23 protein-coding genes are annotated in these 19774 nt (G+C 56.8%); 15 read left to right on the plus strand and 8 right to left on the minus strand.

The annotated features are described in order from the left end of the window. Window positions 1-150 precede the first annotated feature (150 nt). Window positions 151-546, plus strand: coding sequence for a lysozyme inhibitor LprI family protein (locus HV213_RS17850; protein WP_110277507.1), 396 nt, complete (start codon window positions 151-153; stop codon window positions 544-546). Here the strand turns inward: HV213_RS17850 and rutR are convergent. Further along, complete coding sequence (gene rutR, locus HV213_RS17855; RefSeq protein WP_110277506.1) at window positions 543-1181, minus strand: HTH-type transcriptional regulator RutR; 639 nt, start codon at window positions 1179-1181, stop codon at window positions 543-545. The two genes, HV213_RS17850 and rutR, sit on opposite strands and share 4 nt — an antisense overlap. Window positions 1182-1466: 285 nt before the next feature. Here rutR and rutA point away from each other — a divergent pair, with 285 nt between their 5' ends. The 8 genes from rutA to HV213_RS17895 all read left to right on the plus strand — a co-directional run bounded on the left by rutA (window position 1467) and on the right by HV213_RS17895 (window position 8137). Continuing rightward, the gene (gene rutA, locus HV213_RS17860; protein ID WP_112215187.1) at window positions 1467-2558 is read left to right on the plus strand and encodes a pyrimidine utilization protein A; all 1092 of its coding nucleotides are present in this window, start codon (window positions 1467-1469) and stop codon (window positions 2556-2558) included. Further along, window positions 2558-3268, plus strand: coding sequence for a pyrimidine utilization protein B (gene rutB / locus HV213_RS17865; protein ID WP_181482729.1), 711 nt, complete (start codon window positions 2558-2560; stop codon window positions 3266-3268). The genes rutA and rutB overlap by 1 nt, the downstream gene beginning before the upstream one ends. Continuing rightward, window positions 3261-3653 carry a pyrimidine utilization protein C gene (rutC, locus tag HV213_RS17870; protein ID WP_004871301.1) on the plus strand — a complete coding sequence of 131 codons (393 nt, stop codon included), beginning with the start codon at window positions 3261-3263 and terminating at the stop codon, window positions 3651-3653. The genes rutB and rutC overlap by 8 nt, the downstream gene beginning before the upstream one ends. Next, complete coding sequence (rutD, locus tag HV213_RS17875) at window positions 3650-4453, plus strand: pyrimidine utilization protein D (RefSeq protein WP_181482730.1); 804 nt, start codon at window positions 3650-3652, stop codon at window positions 4451-4453. Before rutC ends, rutD begins: the two co-directional genes overlap by 4 nt. Beyond that, complete coding sequence (locus HV213_RS17880; protein WP_181482731.1) at window positions 4450-5040, plus strand: malonic semialdehyde reductase; 591 nt, start codon at window positions 4450-4452, stop codon at window positions 5038-5040. Before rutD ends, HV213_RS17880 begins: the two co-directional genes overlap by 4 nt. A 9-nt stretch (window positions 5041-5049) precedes the next feature. After that, complete coding sequence (rutF, locus tag HV213_RS17885) at window positions 5050-5544, plus strand: NADH-dependent FMN reductase RutF (RefSeq protein WP_181482732.1); 495 nt, start codon at window positions 5050-5052, stop codon at window positions 5542-5544. Window positions 5545-5565: 21 nt separating this feature from the next. After that, the gene (gene rutG, locus HV213_RS17890) at window positions 5566-6888 is read left to right on the plus strand and encodes a pyrimidine utilization transport protein G (RefSeq protein WP_181482733.1); all 1323 of its coding nucleotides are present in this window, start codon (window positions 5566-5568) and stop codon (window positions 6886-6888) included. 226 nt (window positions 6889-7114) lie between these two features. Then, window positions 7115-8137, plus strand: coding sequence for an IS110 family RNA-guided transposase (locus tag HV213_RS17895; RefSeq protein ID WP_181482734.1), 1023 nt, complete (start codon window positions 7115-7117; stop codon window positions 8135-8137). A gap of 317 nt (window positions 8138-8454) precedes the next feature. On the opposite strand, the gene HV213_RS17900 is transcribed toward HV213_RS17895, so the two are convergent. Together HV213_RS17900 and HV213_RS17905 are read right to left on the minus strand one after the other, a co-directional pair. After that, window positions 8455-9399 (minus strand): DMT family transporter, encoded by a 945-nt coding sequence (locus HV213_RS17900; RefSeq protein ID WP_181482735.1) that lies wholly within the window; start codon window positions 9397-9399, stop codon window positions 8455-8457. A 163-nt stretch (window positions 9400-9562) separates the two neighbouring features. Continuing rightward, the gene (locus HV213_RS17905) at window positions 9563-9736 is read right to left on the minus strand and encodes a con-10 family general stress protein (RefSeq protein ID WP_110277165.1); all 174 of its coding nucleotides are present in this window, start codon (window positions 9734-9736) and stop codon (window positions 9563-9565) included. A gap of 361 nt (window positions 9737-10097) precedes the next feature. Between HV213_RS17905 and wrbA the strand changes: the two genes are divergently transcribed. Both wrbA and HV213_RS17915 read left to right on the plus strand, forming a co-directional pair. Beyond that, window positions 10098-10694 carry an NAD(P)H:quinone oxidoreductase gene (gene wrbA / locus HV213_RS17910; RefSeq protein WP_181482736.1) on the plus strand — a complete coding sequence of 199 codons (597 nt, stop codon included), beginning with the start codon at window positions 10098-10100 and terminating at the stop codon, window positions 10692-10694. 10 nt (window positions 10695-10704) lie between these two features. Continuing rightward, entirely contained in the window at window positions 10705-10932 is a 228-nt protein-coding gene (locus HV213_RS17915; RefSeq protein ID WP_142512388.1) for a YccJ family protein, read from the plus strand. Between the two features lie 132 nt (window positions 10933-11064). Here HV213_RS17915 and agp read toward each other — a convergent pair whose 3' ends face one another. Together agp and HV213_RS17925 are read right to left on the minus strand one after the other, a co-directional pair. After that, on the minus strand, window positions 11065-12312 hold the full coding sequence (gene agp / locus HV213_RS17920) for a bifunctional glucose-1-phosphatase/inositol phosphatase (RefSeq protein ID WP_181482737.1): 1248 nt from the start codon (window positions 12310-12312) through the stop codon (window positions 11065-11067). 138 nt (window positions 12313-12450) lie between these two features. Beyond that, the gene (locus HV213_RS17925; RefSeq protein ID WP_110277170.1) at window positions 12451-12675 is read right to left on the minus strand and encodes a hypothetical protein; all 225 of its coding nucleotides are present in this window, start codon (window positions 12673-12675) and stop codon (window positions 12451-12453) included. A gap of 272 nt (window positions 12676-12947) precedes the next feature. Between HV213_RS17925 and HV213_RS17930 the strand changes: the two genes are divergently transcribed. Continuing rightward, a complete protein-coding gene (locus HV213_RS17930) occupies window positions 12948-13070 on the plus strand; it encodes a small membrane protein (protein WP_110277171.1) in 123 nt (40 codons plus the stop codon). Between the two features lie 122 nt (window positions 13071-13192). Here the strand turns inward: HV213_RS17930 and HV213_RS17935 are convergent, their stop codons facing one another. From HV213_RS17935 to HV213_RS17940, 3 genes are all read right to left on the minus strand, one after another. Then, a complete protein-coding gene (locus HV213_RS17935; RefSeq protein WP_181482738.1) occupies window positions 13193-14584 on the minus strand; it encodes an APC family permease in 1392 nt (463 codons plus the stop codon). Then, window positions 14574-14765: a YmjE family protein gene (locus HV213_RS33775; RefSeq protein ID WP_442788111.1), complete on the minus strand. Its 192-nt coding sequence runs from the start codon at window positions 14763-14765 to the stop codon at window positions 14574-14576. The genes HV213_RS17935 and HV213_RS33775 overlap by 11 nt, the downstream gene beginning before the upstream one ends. 173 nt (window positions 14766-14938) lie before the next feature. Further along, window positions 14939-16357 carry a glutamine synthetase family protein gene (locus tag HV213_RS17940; RefSeq protein ID WP_181482739.1) on the minus strand — a complete coding sequence of 473 codons (1419 nt, stop codon included), beginning with the start codon at window positions 16355-16357 and terminating at the stop codon, window positions 14939-14941. Between the two features lie 225 nt (window positions 16358-16582). On the opposite strand from HV213_RS17940, the gene puuD reads away from it, so the two are divergent. The 3 genes from puuD (at window position 16583) to puuC (ending at window position 19773) form a co-directional block, all read left to right on the plus strand. Next, window positions 16583-17377, plus strand: coding sequence for a gamma-glutamyl-gamma-aminobutyrate hydrolase (puuD, locus tag HV213_RS17945; RefSeq protein WP_228288552.1), 795 nt, complete (start codon window positions 16583-16585; stop codon window positions 17375-17377). 108 nt (window positions 17378-17485) lie between these two features. Beyond that, on the plus strand, window positions 17486-18043 hold the full coding sequence (gene puuR, locus HV213_RS17950; RefSeq protein WP_004849766.1) for an HTH-type transcriptional regulator PuuR: 558 nt from the start codon (window positions 17486-17488) through the stop codon (window positions 18041-18043). 242 nt (window positions 18044-18285) lie between these two features. Beyond that, window positions 18286-19773: an aldehyde dehydrogenase PuuC gene (puuC, locus tag HV213_RS17955; RefSeq protein ID WP_181486447.1), complete on the plus strand. Its 1488-nt coding sequence runs from the start codon at window positions 18286-18288 to the stop codon at window positions 19771-19773. Window position 19774: the final 1 nt, after the last annotated feature.

The raw sequence follows: 19774 nt of genomic DNA on the forward strand, positions 1-19774 counted from the left end.
GCGTACGGTCCGCTGGTATTGTAGCCCGGGCAAGGCGCTCTGCGCCGCCCCCGGGAAAACAGACCGGCATCAACGTCAGCTAATGACACCAGGCGCAGGCTGTGGTTAATTAAGGCTCCCGGACGGGAGCTTTTTTATGGGAGTTGAACAATGAAACGCACTTTACTCGCGCTTGCCGCGCTGCTGGCAAGCACTCATGCGCTGGCGGACGAATGCAATAACGCCAGCAATCAAACGGAGATGAATCAGTGCACCGCCGCCCAATACCAGGCGGCAGATAAAAAACTGAATGAAACCTATCAGGAAGCACTGAAGCGCGCCTCCGGCAAGCAGCAGGAATTACTCAAAAAAGCGCAGCTGGCGTGGATTACCCTGCGCGATGACGACTGCAAATTCCTCGCCTCCGGCGCAGACGGCGGCAGCGTACAGCCGATGCTTATCAACCAGTGCATGTCCGATAAAACCGTTGAGCGCGAGTCATTCCTTGCCTCGCTGCTACAGTGCGAAGATGGCGATCAAAGCTGCCCTCTGCCGCCCGCCAATTAACGCAGGCGAATCCCTTCGATAATCATCCGCTGCACGTTATCGACGGTTTGCTGAAAGAATGCCTCATCGCGCAGCGTTGCGCCGGTCACCGCCTCAACCTGAGTCGCGAAATCGGCGTAATGCTGGGTGGTCGCCCAAATCATAAAAATCAGATGCTGCGGGTCGACCGGTGCCAGCTTGCCGCTCTCGACCCAGCCGGAAACAATCGCCGACTTCTCATCCACCAGCGCTTTTAAATCACCGGTCAGTTCGCCCATCAGCAACGGTGCGCCCTGTAGCATCTCCAGACAAAACAGCTTCGACGCCTGCGGGTGATCGCGCGACACCTCCAGCTTGAGGCGAATATATTCACCAATCGCCACCAGCGGGCTGATATCTTCACGAAAGGCCTTCAGCGGCGCCAGCCAGATAGCCAGAATCTGCTGCAGCACGGCAATATACAGCGCCTCTTTCGATGGGTAGTAATAGAGCAAATTGGTTTTTGACACCCCAGCCAGCTCGGCGACCTGTTCAAGGCGCGTACCGTGGATACCAAACTGCGAGAACGCGTCCAGCGCAGCGGCCAGAATAGCCTCTTTTTTCGCGCTCACCGCCTGCGAACGTTTTCCGGTCTTTTTCACGGCGCCCTGTGCCATTGATTATCTCCTTCTTTTTACGCCATCAGCATAGCAAAAGCCCAACGCCGACACGACTCTCTGCACCTCGATTGCGCATGACTGCGGTTTTTTCGTGCACTGATTTTGACCATTTAGTCTACTTTTTCGCTGTTATTTTCAGCAACCACTCAGCAACACGTTAATAACATTAGCCTTTGCAAAACTGGCATCGCCTTTGCTTTACCTTTGACACGGGGCGACCAGAGGAGATGCAGGATGCAGCGCCGCGCGACTTCTTGTTCAACGACATGCAGAGAGGTAGGTATGAAAATTGGTGTCTTCGTTCCGATTGGTAATAACGGCTGGCTGATTTCCACCCATGCTCCCCAGTACATGCCGACGTTCGAGCTGAATAAGGCCATCGTGCAGAAAGCCGAGCACTATAATTTCGATTTCGCCCTTTCGATGATCAAACTGCGCGGTTTCGGCGGCAAAACCGAATTTTGGGATCACAACCTTGAATCCTTCACCTTGATGGCCGGGCTGGCGGCAGTCACCTCGCGCATTCAGATCTATGCCACCGCCGCCACGCTGACGCTGCCCCCGGCAATCGTCGCCCGTATGGCCTCGACTATCGACTCCATCTCCGGCGGTCGCTTCGGCGTCAATCTGGTGACCGGTTGGCAAAAACCGGAATATGAGCAAATGGGCATGTGGCCGGGGGATGATTACTTCGCCAGCCGCTACGACTATCTCACTGAATATGTCCAGGTTCTGCGCGACCTGTGGGGCACCGGGCGCAGCGACTTTAAAGGCGACTACTTCACCATGAACGATTGTCGCGTTAGCCCGCAACCGTCGCAGCCGATGAAAGTGATCTGCGCCGGGCAGAGCGATGCCGGAATGGCGTTCTCCGCCCAGCACGCCGACTACAACTTCTGCTTCGGCAAAGGGGTTAACACTCCCGCCGCCTTCGCACCCACCGCAGCGCGGATGATGCAGGCAGCGGAAAAAACCGGCCGCGATGTCGGCTCCTACGTGCTGTTTATGGTGATTGCCGACGAGACCGATGAGGCGGCCCGCGCCAAATGGGAGCACTACAAAGCTGGTGCAGATGAAGAAGCGCTGGCATGGCTGACCGAACAGAGCCAGAAAGATACCCGCTCCGGCAGCGACACTAACGTCCGCCAGATGGCCGACCCCACCTCAGCGGTCAACATCAATATGGGCACTCTCGTCGGCTCTTACGCCAACGTCGCCCGCATGCTCGACGAAGTGGCGGCTGTCCCCGGCACCGACGGCGTGCTGCTGACGTTTGATGATTTCCTTATCGGTATCGAAGCCTTTGGTCAGCGCATTCAGCCGCTGATGCGCTGCCGCGACCATATCGCCACACTCACTCAAGAGGTTGCCTGATGATTACCCTTCCCGCCCGCCCGGAATCCCTGACCTTTGCGCCGCAGCAGAGCGCGCTGATCGTGGTGGATATGCAAAACGCCTACGCCAGCCTTGGGGGTTATCTTGACCTCGCCGGATTTGACGTTTCCGCCACCCGACCGGTAATCGACAATATCAACACCGCCGTTGCCGCCGCGCGCGCCGCCGGAATGCTGATTATCTGGTTCCAGAACGGCTGGGACGACCAGTACGTCGAAGCCGGTGGCCCCGGCTCACCGAATTTTCATAAATCCAACGCGCTAAAAACCATGCGTAAAAACCCTGAGCTGCAGGGCAAGCTGCTGGCAAAAGGCGGCTGGGACTATCAGTTGGTCGATCAGCTCAAACCGCTGCCGGGCGATATTGTGCTGCCAAAACCGCGCTACAGCGGTTTCTTCAACACCGCGCTCGACAGCATCCTGCGCAGCCGCGGCATTCGCCACCTGGTGTTCACCGGGATCGCCACCAACGTCTGCGTGGAATCGACCCTGCGCGACGGCTTCTTCCTCGAATATTTCGGCATCGTGCTTGAAGATGCCACTCACCAGGCCGGGCCGTCGTTCGCCCAGCAGGCGGCGCTGTTCAATATTGAAACCTTTTTTGGCTGGGTCAGCGACGTCGCCAGCTTCTGCACAGCTCTTGAGCCCGCAGCACCGCTCTCATTCCCGGAGGAGAAACGTTATGCCTAAACAGGTAATTATTCCGCCAGGCACCACCACGCCTATCGCGCCTTTTGTCCCCGGTACGCTAGCCGACGGCGTGGTTTACGTCTCCGGTACGCTGCCGTTTGATAAGCAAAACAATGTGGTTTATATCGGCGACCCAAAGGCGCAAACCCGTCACGTGCTCGAAACCATCAAGAGCGTTATCGAGACGGCGGGGGGCAGTATGGAGGATGTGACCTTCAACAGCATCTTTATCACCGACTGGAAAAACTACGCCGCGATTAACGAGGTCTACGCTGAATTCTTCCCCGGCGATAAACCGGCGCGCTTCTGCATTCAGTGCGGGCTGGTGAAGCCTGATGCGCTGGTAGAGATAGCGACCGTCGCGCATATCGGGAAACCGGCATGATTAAGCTCAATATCTCCCCGGCGCCTTATCCGGGCGCGCCGGTGGTGGTGCTGAGCGCCGGGCTCGGCGGCGCGGGAGGCTACTGGCTGGCGCAGCGGGCGGTGCTGGAAACACGGTATCAACTGGTGAGCTATGACCATAACGGCACCGGTGAAAACGGCGGCCCGCTGCCCGCAGGCTACAGCATGGCGACCATGGCGCAGGAGCTGTACGCGGCGCTGCAAGAGGCGGGAGTTTCGCGTTTTGCCCTGGTCGGTCACGCGCTGGGCGCGCTGATTGGCCTGCAGCTGGCGCTGGATTTTCCCGAGGCGATCAGCGCCCTCGTTCTGGTTAACGGCTGGCTGACGCTCTCCCCACATACCCGTCGCTGCTTTCTGGTACGCGAGCGCCTGCTGCACGCGGGCGGCGCTCAGGCATGGGTCGAAGCGCAGCCGCTGTTTCTCTATCCGGCGGAGTGGATGGCCGCGCGCCTGCCGCGCCTCGAGGCCGAAGACGCGCTCGCCATCAGCCATTTTCAGGGCAAAGATAATCTGCTGAAGCGGCTTAATGCCCTTAAGCAGGCTGACTTTTCACGGCAGGCAGCGGCAATAGCCTGCCCGACGCTCATCATCAGCGCGGCTGACGATCTGCTGGTTCCGGCCTCCTGCTCCCGCGTGCTGCAAGCGGCAATCCCCGCCAGCCAACGGGTGGAAATGGCCTGGGGCGGCCACGCTTGTAACGTGACCGATACCGCCACCTTTAACTCTATTTTATGCGACGGGCTGGCCAGCCTGCTGCCCGTTGCCAAGGACAATCTATGAGCGAAGCCATTAGCCCGGCCGCCTGCGCCACGCTGTTTACCGATGCCCGAACCCACAACGGCTGGCTGGACAAACCGGTCACCGACGACCAACTGCGTGAAATCTACGCCTTGATGAAAATGGGGCCCACCTCCGCCAACTGCTCACCGGCGCGTATCGTTTTTATCCGCACCCCGGAGGGCAAAGAGACGCTGCGCCCGACCCTGTCCAGCGGCAATCTGGAGAAGACCATGCAGGCCCCGGTCACCGCGATTGTGGCCTGGGACAGCGCTTTCTATGACCGTCTGCCGGAGCTGTTTCCTCACGGTGACGCCCGTAGCTGGTTCACCTCCAGCCCACAGTTGGCGGAAGAGACGGCCTTTCGCAACAGCTCATTACAGGCGGCATACCTGATTTTCGCCTGCCGGGCGCTGGGCCTGGATACCGGTCCAATGTCGGGTTTCGATCGCGAAAAGGTCGATGCGGCGTTTTTTGCCGACGGCGGCTGGAAAAGCAACCTGCTGATTAATATCGGCTACGGCGATACCAGCAAACTGTACGCTCGCCTGCCGCGTCTGCCCTTTGATGATGCCTGCCAGCTGGCATAAGGAGCCCGCATGTCTATTACCGATAAACAAAGCTTTCGCGACGCCATGGCCCACGTCGGGGCGGCGGTTAACATTATTACCACCGATGGCCCGGCAGGCCGCGCGGGGTTTACCGCCAGCGCCGTCTGTAGCGTGACCGACGCGCCGCCCACGCTGCTGGTGTGTCTGAATCGCTCAGCCTCGGTCTGGCCGATATTCAGCCAGCACCAGGCGCTGTGCGTCAACACGCTGGCGGCTGGCCAGGAGGAATTATCGAACATGTTTGGCGGCAAAACGCCGATGGCGGAGCGCTTCGCCGCCGCTGACTGGCAAACCGGCGTAACTGGTTGCCCGCGTCTGGAACAGGCGCTGGCGAGCTTTGACTGCCGCATCAGCCAGATTGTTAGCGTCGGGACTCACGACATTCTGTTTTGCGAAGTGGCGGCGATTGTTCGCCATCCACAACCGCGCGGACTGATGTGGTTCGATCGCGGCTACCACACGCTAATGCGCCCGGCCTGTTAACCTTAAACCCAGGATATCATCATGGCTCTCTTCGATTTTCCTCGCTGGCAGTTAACCTCCCCCTCCGCCGCGTCCGGCGTCGTCGCTCCCGATGAACGGCTGTCTGCCGGGCAAACCGTGGTGATGGGCGTTCAGCACGCGGTGGCGATGTTTGGCGCAACCGTGCTGATGCCAATCCTGATGGGACTGGATCCCAACCTGTCGATCCTGATGTCTGGCGTTGGTACGTTGCTGTTCTTTTTGGTTACCGGCGGGCGCGTGCCGAGCTATCTCGGCTCCAGTGCCGCCTTCGTCGGCGTGGTCATCGCCGTCACCGGTTTCAACGGTCAGGGGCTGAACCCGCACCTCAGCGTCGCGCTGGGCGGCATTATTATCTGCGGGCTGGTTTATACCCTGATTGGCCTGGTAGTGATGAAGATCGGCACCCGCTGGATTGAGCGGATGATGCCGCCGGTCGTTACCGGTGCGGTGGTGATGGCGATCGGCCTGAACCTCGCGCCCATCGCGGTACGCAGCGTATCGGCAACGCCGTTCGACGGCTGGATGGCGGTACTGACCGTTTTGTGTATCGGCCTGGTGGCGGTGTTTACCCGCGGGATGCTGCAGCGCCTGCTGATCCTCGTTGGACTGATTGTCGCCTGCGCGCTCTACGCGCTGCTGGCGAACGTGCTTGGGCTGGGCAAGCCGCTCGATTTTGGCCTGCTTGAGCAGGCAGCGTGGTTTGGCATGCCGCAGGTTACCACCCCGACGTTTAACAGTCAGGCGATGATGCTGATCGCACCGGTCGCAGTGATTCTGGTGGCGGAAAACCTCGGCCACCTGAAGGCGGTTGCCGGGATGACCGGGCGCAATATGGACCCGTATATGGGACGCGCGTTCGTCGGCGACGGGCTGGCAACCATGCTTTCAGGTTCGGTTGGCGGCAGCGGCGTCACGACCTACGCAGAGAATATCGGCGTGATGGCGGTAACCAAAGTGTACTCCACGCTGGTGTTCGTCGCGGCGGCAGTGATTGCGATGCTGCTCGGATTTTCGCCGAAATTCGGTGCGCTGATCCACACCATTCCCGGGCCGGTTATCGGCGGCGCATCAATTGTGGTGTTTGGTTTGATTGCCGTCGCGGGCGCGCGGATTTGGGTACAAAACCGGGTGGATTTGAGCCAGAACGGCAATCTGATTATGGTCGCGGTGACGCTGGTACTGGGCGCGGGTGATTTTGCGCTATCGCTGGGCGGCTTTACCCTCGGCGGGATCGGTACGGCGACATTCGGCGCGATTCTGCTCCACGCCCTGCTTAACCGCCGCACGCATGAAGCCGGGCAGGCTAACGTCACAACCGTGTAAAAGCTTCCGACGCCAGCAGATCCGTATCGGGAAATCCCCGGTCGCGCTGCGCTTACCGGGGCTACAAAACAGCGTCGATCTGTAGCCCGGCTAAGGCGTCAGCCGCAAGCCGGGAGATCCTCCCGTTCAGCCGGTAGCCCGATGTGATGGACACCTCCCACCTTACGGCATCAGAACGTGCCAGACTGGAAGTGTTACCTGCAGTCCACAGGAGGAGGTGTCCACCATGAATATTAAACGTATCGGTCTTGACCTGGCAAAAAATGTCTTTCAGATCCATGCCGTGGATCACCATGAGCATGTCGTCGTACGAAAATCTATTCGCCGCGCCCACATGCACGCTTATTTCTCTCAGCTGGCTCCCTGCACCATCGGGATTGAAGCCTGCGCATCATCCCACTACTGGGCCCGCGAACTCACCCGCATGGGACATACCGTGCACATTATTCCCCCGAAGTTTGTTAAGCCCTACCTCAGGGGCAACAAGAATGATGCCAACGATGCCGAAGCCATCTGTGAAGCCATCAGCCGCCCCGCCATGCGCTTCGTCGCGGTTAAGACAGAGCGCCAGCAGACTCTTCAGGCTGAGCATCGCGTGCGGGCCAGAGTGATAAAAAGCCGCACGGCGCTGTGCAACGAGATACGGGGCTTTCTGGGCGAATTCGGCGTGGTGCTGCCGGTCGGCATCAGCCAGTTGCGTAAGGCGCTGCCGGAGATACTGTCACAGCAGGAGCAGTGGGATGACCGGTTTATGCGCCTGCTGTGCGAGCTGGCCGAAGAGCTGCGGATGCTGGATGACCGGGTGGCGGGGCATGACCGGCGGCTCGCAGAGGCGGCGCGGGAAGATATCTGCATCCAGCGGCTGATGAAAATAGAAGGTATCGGCGTGATAACCGCCAGCGCGATGGTGGCGTTGTTGGGTGACGCGACGCAGTTTAAGAACGGTCGGGAGATGGCGGCTTATGTGGGGCTGGTTCCCCGGCAGCACTCAAGCGGCGGTAAGCAGCAGCTGGGGCATATCAGCAAGCGGGGTGACAGCTACCTGCGTACGCTGGTCATCCACGGGGCACGGTCAGTTCTGAAGACATGTGCAGGCAAAGAAGACCGGCGGAGCCAGTGGCTGCAGTCGGTGGCGGAAAGACGGAACCGGAATATCGCGACGGTGGCGCTGGCGAACAAGAATGTGCGGATAGCGTGGGCGGTGATGAGTCGCGGAGAAGATTACCATGGCTCACGGGTCGCCGGTTAACCGACGCCCCGTGAGCCATGCAGTAAAAAGAGCAGTAACCCTGTCGTGAGATTGCGAAGCGATTTAGCGTGATGAGTAACCGGTAAGACCAGCACCTGAGAAATCCGGCCTGTCCGAAGGCTCCCTGCGAAGCAAAGCCGATAGCCCGAAAGGAAGCAGGTGCGCAGAACACATCATGGCCCGGGTACGACGGTACCGAACGAGAGGCCGGATATACGAACGCAACTTACCCTGGTGACTCACACAAAAAATAGCTTGCATCACGGGAGGTGTCCATATACGGACAGGTGCGCAGCACCGCCTCCGGGAATACTCAGCTAAGGTTCGGCACGATCCCTCATCCCGGATAAGGCGTTCACGCCTCCATCCGGGAGTTTCTCCGGCGGCAGGATCTTTTTCCGCTTCCACTTCAGCTCGCTAACCAGCACGCCCGCCAGAATAAACACACACCCGACCAGCGCCAGCAGCGGCAAACGCTCTCCGGCAATACGGCCAAACACCCCCGCCCACACCGGTTCTCCGGTGTAAATCAGCGTTGCCCGCGTCGGCGACACGCTGCGCTGCGCCCAGTTCATGGTCACCTGAATAATGGCGCTGAAGATGCCTAATCCCAGCGCAACGCCAACCAGCCCCGACGTCATCGGCGGAATGCTTTCTCCAACCGGGGCCATACCGGCAAACGCCACCAGCGACGCCGTCGCCAGCTGGACTACCGTCACCCGGCGGATATCCACCTTCCCCGCCCAGGCGCTAATCAGAATAATTTCTGCCGCAATCGCCACCGAGCTGGCAAGAGTGATCATCTCGCCGACACCCAGCGCCAGCAGGTTACTCTCCGGGCCGGCCAGCAGGATCAGACCGATAAACGCCAGCACGATACCGACGCAGGACATCATCCCCGGCATCCGTCTGAGGAACAGCCATTGCAATAGCGGCACCAGCGGCACGTACATGGCGGTAATAAAAGCCGATTTACTGCTGGAGATCGACTGCAACCCCCAGGTTTGCAGGCCGTAGCCCAGCGCAATCGAGATACCTATCGCCACGCCCGCTTTTAGCTCCAGCCATGTCAGGCCGCGTAATGTACGCAGCGACAGTAAAGCCACCGCCAGCGCGGCGGTACCAAAACGCAGTCCGACGAAGAACAGCGGCCCGCTTAGCGTCACCGCATACTGAACGGCGAGAAACGTACCACCCCAGAACATGGTGATAACAAGCAGGATGGCTTCCTGGCGGGTAAGGGAGAATTTAAACGAAGACATCGCACAGCCAATCATAATAAATAGCCCGCTAGTGTGCAGTCTGCACCCCGCAGAGGCAACCATTCAGCCATAAAAAAACCGCCGACAATAATGCGTCGGCGGCGAGGGTGATGGGGTCGGGCCCGGGAGATTAACCCCCATCAGGAAACAGTCAGATTAACCGCTAACTCTCACGGTTGCCGTGGCTGTTTTTCCCTCCTTTCTTGCCAGCTTCGGAAGCGCGCTGGGGATCGTTTTTAAAGTTCCCCCCGCTATGCTGGCCACCTTTACGACCGGCTTCTGATGCTCTTTCACGGTCTTCGGCAAAGTTGCCGGCACCGCCACGATGGTTTGCCATTATGGACCTCCATACATGCTGCATTAGTGAATCACAAGACCGTAGCCTCCACGATACAGGTGTCGTATCGCGTGCCTTTAAGGTTAGCGAATGAAAACCATGCTCAATGGATATAGTCACATCCTGAAATAGATTTTCCATAAGAACGACCATTACCATGCCGCGCGTTCGCTAAGCGCTTCTTATGATTGCCGAAAAACGTCGGGTTAAATATGTATCTTTTTGCAACAGTCTTTAATCTTTGCAATTTTGTTATAAATCAAACAAATGATTGTTGCATTTGCACTCTTCGCCAGAGGTCTTATCTTTAAAGGTAGCCAGTCAAGTAACTGGTCTATAACGCAACCGAGGAGTGATGCAAATGGCTAAGATTCTGGTGCTTTATTATTCAATGTATGGACACATCGAGACCATGGCGCATGCCGTCGCTGAAGGGGCAAACCGAGTTGACGGTGTCGAAGTGGTCGTGAAGCGCGTGCCGGAAACCATGCAGGCAGAGATTTTTGCCAAAGCAGGCGGGAAAACACAAAACGCCCCCGTAGCCACGCCACAGGAGCTGGCAGAGTATGACGCCATCATCTTTGGTACCCCAACCCGTTTCGGCAACATGTCCGGACAGATGCGCACCTTCCTTGATCAGACCGGCGGCCTGTGGGCATCCGGCGCGCTGTACGGCAAGCTGGCCAGCGTATTCAGTTCGACCGGTACCGGCGGCGGTCAGGAGCAAACCATTACCTCCACCTGGACCACCCTTGCCCATCATGGGATGATTATTGTGCCGATTGGCTACGGTGCCCAGGAGCTGTTTGATGTGTCGCAGGTTCGCGGCGGTACGCCATACGGCGCAACAACCATTGCCGGTGGCGATGGTTCTCGTCAGCCAAGCGAAGAAGAATTGGCGATTGCCCGCTATCAGGGTGAACATGTCGCCGGTCTGGCGGTTAAATTAAACGGTTAGGAGGAAAAGCATGCCGACTCAAGAAGCTAAAGCCCACCGCGTGGGTGAATGGGCAAGTTTACGCAACACCTCTCCCGAAATTGCCGAGGCAATTTTTGAATTAGCCAATTACGATGAGAAGCTTGCGGAGAAAATCTGGGAAGAAGGCAGCGATGAAGTGTTGCCCCGCGCTTTCGCCAAAACGGATAAAGATTCCCTGTTCTGGGGCGAGCAAACCATTGAGCGCAAAAACGTCTGATGCGCGGTAGCCCGGACAGGCGCAACGCGCCGCCTCCGGGAACCTCCTGCATCATTCCCGGAGGCGGTACTGCGTACCTGTCCGGGCTACACAGCCAAAACCCGGATTGCTCCGGGTTTTTTATTACCTTCGTTACTTCGTCGCCTCGGCCATCGCCTTTTTGAAGGTATCCATCGGGCAGAAACCATTGTCATCGACCGGACACCCATTCAGCGCCAGCGTCACCCGCTGCGGCGGGGATTGCAGGGTCAGCGCGTCGGCATTGCGCAACTGCTCGGTACTTTGATAGACATACTCAATTTTCATCAAATCGCGGTTGCCGCTGTTATCGTGCCAGCGCTGGAACACCAGCTTGCCGCCGATCGGCGTGCGCTCGTACTGGTTATGCAGCTGATAAGGTTTAAAATCCAGCGCCGTCAGCAGCGAGGCGATATTGGAGTCATGGCCTACCAGTAGCGTCACTTTCGCTGCCTTCGCGGCATCGCCCACCAGCGCGTTATCAATGTATTTCACCAGAGGTTTAGCCACGTTGCGCGCCACTTCTGGAGAAGTAAACAGGCTATCCTGATAACCATTTTTCAGCTTCGACAGCACCTGCCACTGCTTGTCGCTTTTGATTTCGCCCCACGCCACCTGATCTTTGGGGAAACCTTCGTAGTATTGCAGCGTAAAGGCGTCAACCAGCGAGTTGCCCACCTTCAACGGCCCGGACACGCCCGGCTCCTGCTGATATTTGGCGCTAAAGGTATCTTTACCATCGCTCAGCGAGCATTGCTGTTTCTCTTTACAGGCAGGCGAATTGCGATAATCCGTCATCTCCTCCAGCAGCTTATAGCTCTCGCTCAACTGCATTCCCTGGCGCTCTTTCTCCATCGCCTGCACCGCTTTTTCACTGAAGGCGGCGGAATCATCGGTGATCACCGGGTTGAAGGTTGGGTCCATGGTGCCCATTTTTTCCTGATGATGCACCGTTACGCCGCAGCCAGGAAACGCGCCGGTTATAAAGAACTGCGCGGTGGCGACGGTGCGTTGCAGACTATTTGCATACGCATAAACCGCGTTCTCCGGCGGGCACTCACCGCTGGTCACCAGCCCCTGCTGCGCCAGCCATTCGCGCATATAGTGCCCCATATAAACTTCCAGCACCCCACCCTTGGTGGTCAACTGGCCGCCGGGCACATCCCACTCCGGCCAGGACTTCGGCGTTGACTGCTCCAGTACGCTGCCGTTGTTCGCCAACGGCGCACGCAGGTTATGACGACTCATGATCAGCACCTGTTGCAGTTGGTACCCTTCCGGTGCGGTCTGTTCCTGCGCCTGGACGCCTGCGGACAGTAGTACAACGCCTGCCACGGCGGCGGCGAGTAGACTTTTTCTCATCCCTTAACCCTCAGTCAGTGATTATCATCGCCTTAATTGTGACAAATTTATGACATTTTTCCGGGCAATGGCTCGCAAAGTATGGAAAGAAATATGGTTTCGGCCATGACGGAGGGATAGTGAAATCAGGGGATGGCGTTACTCCGGTAGCGGCACCGCCGCCAGCGTACAGATGGCTTCATGCTCACCACCGCGATGATCGATTATCAGTACTTTGTCTCCCGCCTTTTTACCTTCGCAGGGTTTTAAAACCTGATCGACAATACGTTCACGAATTGACTGGCGATCGGAATCAGCCAGGCTACTAAAGGAAGTCACCACCAGCGCCAGCCCAACAAGACCGACGATATGCTTATTACCCATTTATTACTCTCACCCATATTTAAGCGGGCCAAGATTAGCAGCCTGCCGGGCTCGCGTCTGTAAATTCGCTTAAAGGTGTGTAACTCAGTTTACTTTTTAACCACCCCAATGCTTTACACTTTACATTTATTCATGTAAATAATAAGTTAACAGCTTCACTGGCAGTCCATTGTTGTCTGACTCACAGGGTCATCTTTAAGAAATATCCCGATGCTATTATCTCGATATCACGGTATTTTTTCTTCATGTTAAACATAACATTAGGTTAATATATGTCAGGTATCCTGCTCTTTATCGTCGCGGTAGTTTTGCTGGGAGTAGCCCTCTACAGCCTGGTGTCCTATATCAAGGATCGACGCGCTGGACAACTACCAATTCATAAGAAAAAGAAATAATACATCCTCACTATTCTTACCTTCTGCCCCTACTATTTTTACCGGCCCGCCTGATTTCAAACGATAATGACAAAAAAGAAGGCAGGCTTGCTCGCCTGCCTTTGTGTCGGCGTAAAAAATCGTTACGATTCCCAGGCCTGTTCCGCTTTGGCTCCATCAAACTGCGGCGGCGGCTTGCGGAATCGGCGGGTGAGATAAGTCAGATAGAGTAAACCCAGCCCCGCCCACACCAGACCGAGCGTCAGCGATGTCGCCTCCAGATTCACCCACAATACCCCTACCGTCAGCGCACCAACCATCGGCAACAGCAGATAGTGAAAACGATCTTTCCACGTTTTGTTGTAACCTTTACGCCGCCAGAAGTGGTTGTACACCGACAGATTAACGAAGGTGAATGCCACCAGCGCGCCGAAATTAATCAGCGCCGTGGCGGTGACCAGATCGAAGAACAGCGCCGACAGCGCAACAATCCCGACCATAATGACGTTCAGCGCCGGGGTGCGCCATTTCGGGTGGACGTAGCCAAAAATGCGCTCCGGGAAAACGTTATCGCGGCCCATCACATACAGCAGCCGTGAGACACTGGCGTGCGAAGCCAGACCTGATGCAAGGGTATTCACAAACGTCGTGCACAGGAAAATCGACTGGAACAGCTTGCCGCCAACGTACAGGGCAATTTCCGGCAGCGCCGCATCCGGATCTTTAAAACGGCTGATATCGGGGAAAAAGAGCTGCATAAAGAACGAGGCGGCGATAAATATCACCCCGCCGTAGACGGCGGTAAGGAAAATCGCCTTCGGGATCACCCGCGCAGCGTCCGGCGTCTCTTCAGAGAGCGTGGTAACCGCGTCGAAGCCGAGGAACGAAAAGCAGACTATCGTCGCTCCGGTAATAATCGGGATCAGATGCGCATTCTGGCTAATAAACGGCTGGAGCGACCAGACGGTACCAACCCCTTCCCCTTTATGCAGCCCCTGCACCACCAGCACGATAAAGACCACCATAATCGAGATCTGCACCAGCACGAACAGGGTGTTGAAGTTCGCCACCAGGTTGACGCTTTTCAGGTTCGCCGCGGTGAGGATCGCCACAAACGTCACCACCCACACCCAGGGCGGTACTTCCGGAAACAGCGCGGAGAGATAAATCTTCGCCAGCAGAACGTTGATCATCGGCAGGAACAGATAATCCAGCAGCGACGACCAGCCAACCATAAAGCCAACATGCGGGCTGATCGACTTCTGTGCATAGGTGTAGGCCGAACCCGCCTGCGGAAACTGGCGCACCAGCTTGCCGTAGCTAATGGCGGTAAACAGCACCCCGGCCAGCGCCAGCAGATAAGAAGCCGGTACGTGACCGTTGCTGATGCCGGAAACAATACCGAAGGTATCAAACACCGTCATCGGGGTCAGGTAGGCCAGGCCCATCATCACTACCTGCCACAGCTTGAGCGATTTTCGCAGCCCGGGCTTGCTCTTTTCAGGAGCGTTGTCGAGAGAGGTGTTAATAGCCATGGTCATTTCCCCCGCTGCAAACCTGGGTTTGCGGTCGTAATGACCGGAAAACAAACCAACTTCGCAACGGGGTTAATGGCAAATCAGAAGGTAAAAAGAACCGACCAGCGGCGGTGGCTGCGCACTCCATGCGGCCAGGACGGCCCCCTTCTCCCTGCGGATATTTGAACATCTGCATCATCTCACTTTCCTCGTCACACACTGTGTCGTTAACTGAAGCCCGTTGCCGCCTGCGCTCCTTAACGCGGCATCCGGGAAATGGCTGGGCTCCCAGCACAAACGTCCGACCAGGCTCCGCTCAGGCCGTATGATGCTACTTGTGGTAAACCTAAGGTGCCCCTCGCGGGGCGGCAATCAGGCGTTTTTCAACATCCACTCAATTTCAGTTTCGGTAATCAGACGCTCAAACTGCAGTAGTTCGTCATGTTTACAGGCGTGATAAACATGGCAGAAACGCTCGCCAAGCCGCTCGCGTAGATGATCGTTTTGCATAAACTCCCACAGCGCATCGCTCTGGCGAATCGGGAACGGCAGGCCATCTTGCTCCAGACCGTTGCCTTCCACCTCTTCCTGTAGCGGCAGAGTGTTATCCAGACCGTGCAAAATACCGGCAAAAATCGCCGCCATGACCAGATACGGGTTGGCATCCGCTCCGGCCACGCGATACTCCACGCGATGGTTATGGCGATCGCCGCACGGAATACGCAGCGCCACCGTCCGGTTGTTATGCCCCCACGACGCCTGGGTCGGTACGTACATTCCCGGCTGGAAGCGGCGATACGAGTTCACGTTCGGCGCCAGCAGCGCCATCGAGGCCGGCATCAGGTCAATCATCCCGGCGAGCGCACGTTTTAACATCGCGGAATCTTCGCCATCAGCTTCCGCCAGCACGTTCTCGCCTTTGTTGTTCTGCATGCTGATATGGATATGCATCCCGCTACCGGCGTGCTCTTCATAGGGTTTCGCCATAAAAGTGGCGTGCATCTTATGCTTCTCGGCCATCAAACGCACGAGGCGTTTTAGCGCCAGCGCGTCATCGCAGGCGTCCAGCACGTTATCGGTATGATGCAGGTTGATTTCAAACTGACCAGGAGAGGCTTCCGCCACCGCGCCGTCGGCCGGGATCAGCTGAAGCTGGGCGATTTCATCAATATCGTTAAGGACATCGGCAAAGTGGTTGAGGTTATCAACGGAGTAAACCTGGCTCTGGGTATTGCGATCGCCAGTCCCCGGCGCGCACGGCGGCTGCAGGTAGCCTTCGGCATCGCGCTTGCGGTCAAGTAAATAGAACTCCAGCTCTACCGCTACCACGGGGAACAGTCCGCGCTGGCGCAGTTGCTGCCAGAGTCGGTTCAGAACGTTCCGCGGCTCAACGTCAAAGGGAGCGCCATCTTCATCAACCATGGTCAACAGCACCTGACCGATATATTCCGGGTCCGCCGCCGACGGCGTTAAGGTACCCAGCACCGGCACGCAGGTGCAATCCGGCTCGCCCATCTCCTGGCCGAGACCCGCTTCTTCCACCACGTTGCCAAGAATGTCCATCGCGAACACCGAAGCCGGGAAATAGCACCCTTTCTCCAGCTTACTCAGGCTGGAGACTGGAATACGCTTGCCGCGGAAACAGCCATTCAGGTCAGTCAACAGGACATCGACGTATTGCGTATTCGGGTAACGCTCGAGGTAGCGCCTCACTTCATGAGTGAATGCGCTTACCCGTCTCTCTTCCGACTGCTGAACAAAATTCTCAACTTCTACGATATTGGTTTCCATGATTCACCGCCGTTGTTTTAGTTTCGGACCCTGAAAAAGCACTGTTAAATATAATGTCCACCATTCGAATGTGTATGCAAACAAATTGTTTGTCAAATGTTAAATTAAGTTTGCAAAGGGCTATTTCCACTGCTAGATTGAGAAAATATTGAACGAAATGGCCGTTTTACCCGCTAATCCGGTCATAATTTAGTCCACTTTGTGAGGGCGATCATGGAAAATATAATGTACAAGCCAGTTGTTGGCGTGGTGATGTGTCGGAACAGGCTTAAGGGTCACCAGACCCAAACTCTGCAAGAGAAGTATCTGAATGCGATTGTTCACGCCGGAGGGTTACCCATTGCCCTGCCGCACGCGTTAGCGGAACCGGACCTGCTTTCTACGTTACTGCCTAAGCTGGATGGCATTTATTTGCCTGGCAGCCCGAGCAACGTGCAGCCGCACCATTATGGTGAAAACGGCGATGAGCCTGACGCCGATCCCGGGCGTGATCTTCTGAGCATGGCGCTGATCAACGCCGCGCTCGAAAGGCGCATCCCCATTTTCGCCATCTGCCGTGGGTTACAGGAACTGGTTGTCGCCACCGGCGGGACTCTGTATCGTCGTCTGTTCGAGCAGCCTGAACTGCTTGAGCACCGCGAAGATCCTGAACTTCCTGTAGAACAGCAATATGCGCCCTCACATGAAGTCCAGGTTCAGGAAGGAGGTTTACTTTCTCAGTTAATACCGGGCTGCAACACGTTTTGGGTCAACTCGTTACACGGACAGGGAGCAAAAACACTGGGTCCACGGTTGCGCGTGGAGGCGCGTTCTTCGGACGGGCTGGCGGAAGCGGTTAGCGTTTATGACCATCCTTTCGCTCTTGGCGTGCAGTGGCATCCTGAATGGAACAGTAGCGAATACGCCCTGTCGCGGATGTTGTTTGAAGGTTTTATCACCGCCTGTCAGAACTATGCCCAAAATAATTCGAGTTGCAGGAAGGCGGCAAGTGAGGGAATCCCCAGGAGCTTACTGGAGTAAGTGACTGGGGTGAGCGAGCAAAGCCAACGCACAAGCAACTTGAAGTATGACGGGTATATGTCGCTGAAAAACAGCGACTCTGACCACTACCGTTAAGGAAATGCAAATATGAGCGATGACGGACTGGCGCCAGGGAAACGTTTGTCAGAGATCCGCCAGCAATTGGGTCTCTCACAGCGTCGTGCCGCCGAACTGTCTGGGTTAACACATAGTGCCATCAGCACCATAGAACAGGACAAAGTCAGTCCTGCCATCAGCACGCTGCAAAAGCTGCTGAAAGTCTATGGGCTGTCGCTCTCGGAATTCTTTTCTGAACCAGAAAAACCGGCTGAACCGCAGGTGGTTATCAATCAGGACGATCTGATTGAAATCGGCAGTCAGGGGGTGTCGATGAAGCTGGTTCATAATGGAAATCCGAACCGCACGCTGGCGATGATTTTTGAAACGTACCAGCCTGGAACCACAACCGGGGAGAGGATCAAGCATCAGGGCGAGGAGATAGGCACCATACTGGAGGGTGAAGTCGTGTTGACCATCAACGGTCAGGCGTATCACCTGGTGGCGGGGCAAAGCTATGCCATTAACACCGGCATACCACATAGCTTCAGCAACACCTCGGCAGGCATCTGTCGAATTATCAGTGCCCATACCCCCACCACATTCTGATTTTTTAGCCTGAGATTTTTCAGGCTTTCTTCAGGCCTGCGCCGTCGGAGCTTAATTCCGGCGGCGCGAAGAAAACGCAGATCACCTTGCGCAATGCGGAAAGACTTATTCCGCTGGCCCCAGATAATTCATGCCTGTTAACAGGCATTTTAAACGGTACTCAACCCCGGGGACGTCCTGCGCCCTGAGGGTCTGAAATCACCACTTTTTAATTTTTCCGATTATGTCATTAAGGAGTCATGATGGATTTTCACAACCTGGCTTACTGGCAACAAAAAGCACGCGAACTGACGATTGAGACGCGCTTATTTATTAACGGTGAATACAGCGCCGCCGCCGATAATAGCGTTTTTGAAACCAATGATCCTGCCGCGCAGCAAACGCTCGCCGAAGTGGCTCGCGGCAAAAAAGCTGACGTGGACCGTGCGGTGCAGGCCGCCCGCAGCGTATTCGAGAACGGCGACTGGTCGCAGGCGTCCCCTTCTCAACGCAAAGCCGTGCTAAATAAATTCGCCGATCTAATGGAAGCTCACCGTGAAGAGCTGGCGTTGCTGGAAACCCTGGATACCGGCAAACCGATTCGCCACAGCCTGCGCGATGATATTCCCGGCGCCGCCCGCGCGATTCGCTGGTACGCCGAAGCCATTGATAAAGTGTACGGCGAAGTCGCACCTACCGGTATCAACGAACTGGCGATGATCGTTCGCGAACCCATTGGCGTGATTGCGGCGGTAGTACCGTGGAACTTCCCGCTGCTGCTGGCCTGCTGGAAGCTTGGCCCGGCTCTGGCCGCCGGAAACAGCGTGGTTCTCAAACCTTCCGAAAAATCCCCGCTTACCGCTCTGCGTCTGGCGGGCCTGGCAAAAGAGGCCGGGCTGCCGGACGGGGTGCTCAACGTGGTGAGCGGTTTCGGCTATGAAGCCGGTCAGGCGCTGGCGCTGCATCCGGATGTTGAAGTCATCACTTTCACCGGCTCTACCCGCACCGGCAAGCAACTGCTGAAAGATGCAGGCGACAGCAATATGAAGCGCGTCTGGCTGGAGGCAGGCGGCAAAAGCGCCAATATCGTCTTTGCCGACTGTCCGGACCTGCAAAAAGCGGTCAATACCACCGCTGGCGGCATCTTCTATAACCAGGGCCAGGTCTGTATTGCCGGAACCCGTCTGCTACTCGAAGAGAGCATCGCCGATAAGTTTCTCGAGCTGTTAAAAGAGCAGGCAAAAGGCTGGCAGCCGGGCAACCCGCTCGACCCGAATACCACCATGGGCATGCTTATCGACAACAGCCACGCCGACAGCGTCCACAGCTTTATTCGCGCCGGGGAAGCGCACAGCACGCTGCTGCTGGACGGGCGCAAAAATCCATGGCCCGCAGCGGTCGGCCCGACCATTTTTGTCGACGTCGACCCCGCATCTCCTCTCAGTCAGGAAGAGATCTTCGGCCCGGTGCTGGTGGTGACCCGTTTTAAAACCGAAGAACAGGCCGTGAGTCTTGCTAACGACAGCCGCTACGGCCTCGGCGCGGCGGTCTGGACCCGCGATCTTTCCCGCGCCCATCGCGTCAGCCGCCGCCTGAAAGCCGGCTCCGTCTTCGTGAATAACTATAACGATGGCGATATGACCGTGCCTTTTGGCGGCTACAAGCAGAGCGGCAACGGACGCGATAAGTCCCTGCACGCAATGGAAAAATTCACCGAACTGAAAACTATCTGGATTGCCCTGGAGGCTTAAT

It is taken from the genome of Klebsiella sp. RHBSTW-00484, from assembly GCF_013705725.1.
In the GTDB taxonomy this organism is placed as follows: Bacteria; Pseudomonadota; Gammaproteobacteria; order Enterobacterales; family Enterobacteriaceae; genus Klebsiella.

Excerpts from the sequence above, each read along its gene's own strand:
- HV213_RS17850 (WP_110277507.1), top strand. The coding sequence starts at position 151 with ATGAAACGCACTTTACTCGCGCTTGCCGCGCTGCTGGCAAGCACTCAT.
- rutR (WP_110277506.1), bottom strand. The coding sequence starts at position 1,181 with ATGGCACAGGGCGCCGTGAAAAAGACCGGAAAACGTTCGCAGGCGGTG.
- rutA (WP_112215187.1), top strand. The coding sequence starts at position 1,467 with ATGAAAATTGGTGTCTTCGTTCCGATTGGTAATAACGGCTGGCTGATT.
- rutB (WP_181482729.1), top strand. The coding sequence starts at position 2,558 with ATGATTACCCTTCCCGCCCGCCCGGAATCCCTGACCTTTGCGCCGCAG.
- rutC (WP_004871301.1), top strand. The coding sequence starts at position 3,261 with ATGCCTAAACAGGTAATTATTCCGCCAGGCACCACCACGCCTATCGCG.
- rutD (WP_181482730.1), top strand. The coding sequence starts at position 3,650 with ATGATTAAGCTCAATATCTCCCCGGCGCCTTATCCGGGCGCGCCGGTG.
- HV213_RS17880 (WP_181482731.1), top strand. The coding sequence starts at position 4,450 with ATGAGCGAAGCCATTAGCCCGGCCGCCTGCGCCACGCTGTTTACCGAT.
- rutF (WP_181482732.1), top strand. The coding sequence starts at position 5,050 with ATGTCTATTACCGATAAACAAAGCTTTCGCGACGCCATGGCCCACGTC.
- rutG (WP_181482733.1), top strand. The coding sequence starts at position 5,566 with ATGGCTCTCTTCGATTTTCCTCGCTGGCAGTTAACCTCCCCCTCCGCC.
- HV213_RS17895 (WP_181482734.1), top strand. The coding sequence starts at position 7,115 with ATGAATATTAAACGTATCGGTCTTGACCTGGCAAAAAATGTCTTTCAG.
- HV213_RS17900 (WP_181482735.1), bottom strand. The coding sequence starts at position 9,399 with ATGTCTTCGTTTAAATTCTCCCTTACCCGCCAGGAAGCCATCCTGCTT.
- HV213_RS17905 (WP_110277165.1), bottom strand. The coding sequence starts at position 9,736 with ATGGCAAACCATCGTGGCGGTGCCGGCAACTTTGCCGAAGACCGTGAA.
- wrbA (WP_181482736.1), top strand. The coding sequence starts at position 10,098 with ATGGCTAAGATTCTGGTGCTTTATTATTCAATGTATGGACACATCGAG.
- HV213_RS17915 (WP_142512388.1), top strand. The coding sequence starts at position 10,705 with ATGCCGACTCAAGAAGCTAAAGCCCACCGCGTGGGTGAATGGGCAAGT.
- agp (WP_181482737.1), bottom strand. The coding sequence starts at position 12,312 with ATGAGAAAAAGTCTACTCGCCGCCGCCGTGGCAGGCGTTGTACTACTG.
- HV213_RS17925 (WP_110277170.1), bottom strand. The coding sequence starts at position 12,675 with ATGGGTAATAAGCATATCGTCGGTCTTGTTGGGCTGGCGCTGGTGGTG.
- HV213_RS17930 (WP_110277171.1), top strand. The coding sequence starts at position 12,948 with ATGTCAGGTATCCTGCTCTTTATCGTCGCGGTAGTTTTGCTGGGAGTA.
- HV213_RS17935 (WP_181482738.1), bottom strand. The coding sequence starts at position 14,584 with ATGGCTATTAACACCTCTCTCGACAACGCTCCTGAAAAGAGCAAGCCC.
- HV213_RS33775 (WP_442788111.1), bottom strand. The coding sequence starts at position 14,765 with ATGATGCAGATGTTCAAATATCCGCAGGGAGAAGGGGGCCGTCCTGGC.
- HV213_RS17940 (WP_181482739.1), bottom strand. The coding sequence starts at position 16,357 with ATGGAAACCAATATCGTAGAAGTTGAGAATTTTGTTCAGCAGTCGGAA.
- puuD (WP_228288552.1), top strand. The coding sequence starts at position 16,583 with ATGTACAAGCCAGTTGTTGGCGTGGTGATGTGTCGGAACAGGCTTAAG.
- puuR (WP_004849766.1), top strand. The coding sequence starts at position 17,486 with ATGAGCGATGACGGACTGGCGCCAGGGAAACGTTTGTCAGAGATCCGC.
- puuC (WP_181486447.1), top strand. The coding sequence starts at position 18,286 with ATGGATTTTCACAACCTGGCTTACTGGCAACAAAAAGCACGCGAACTG.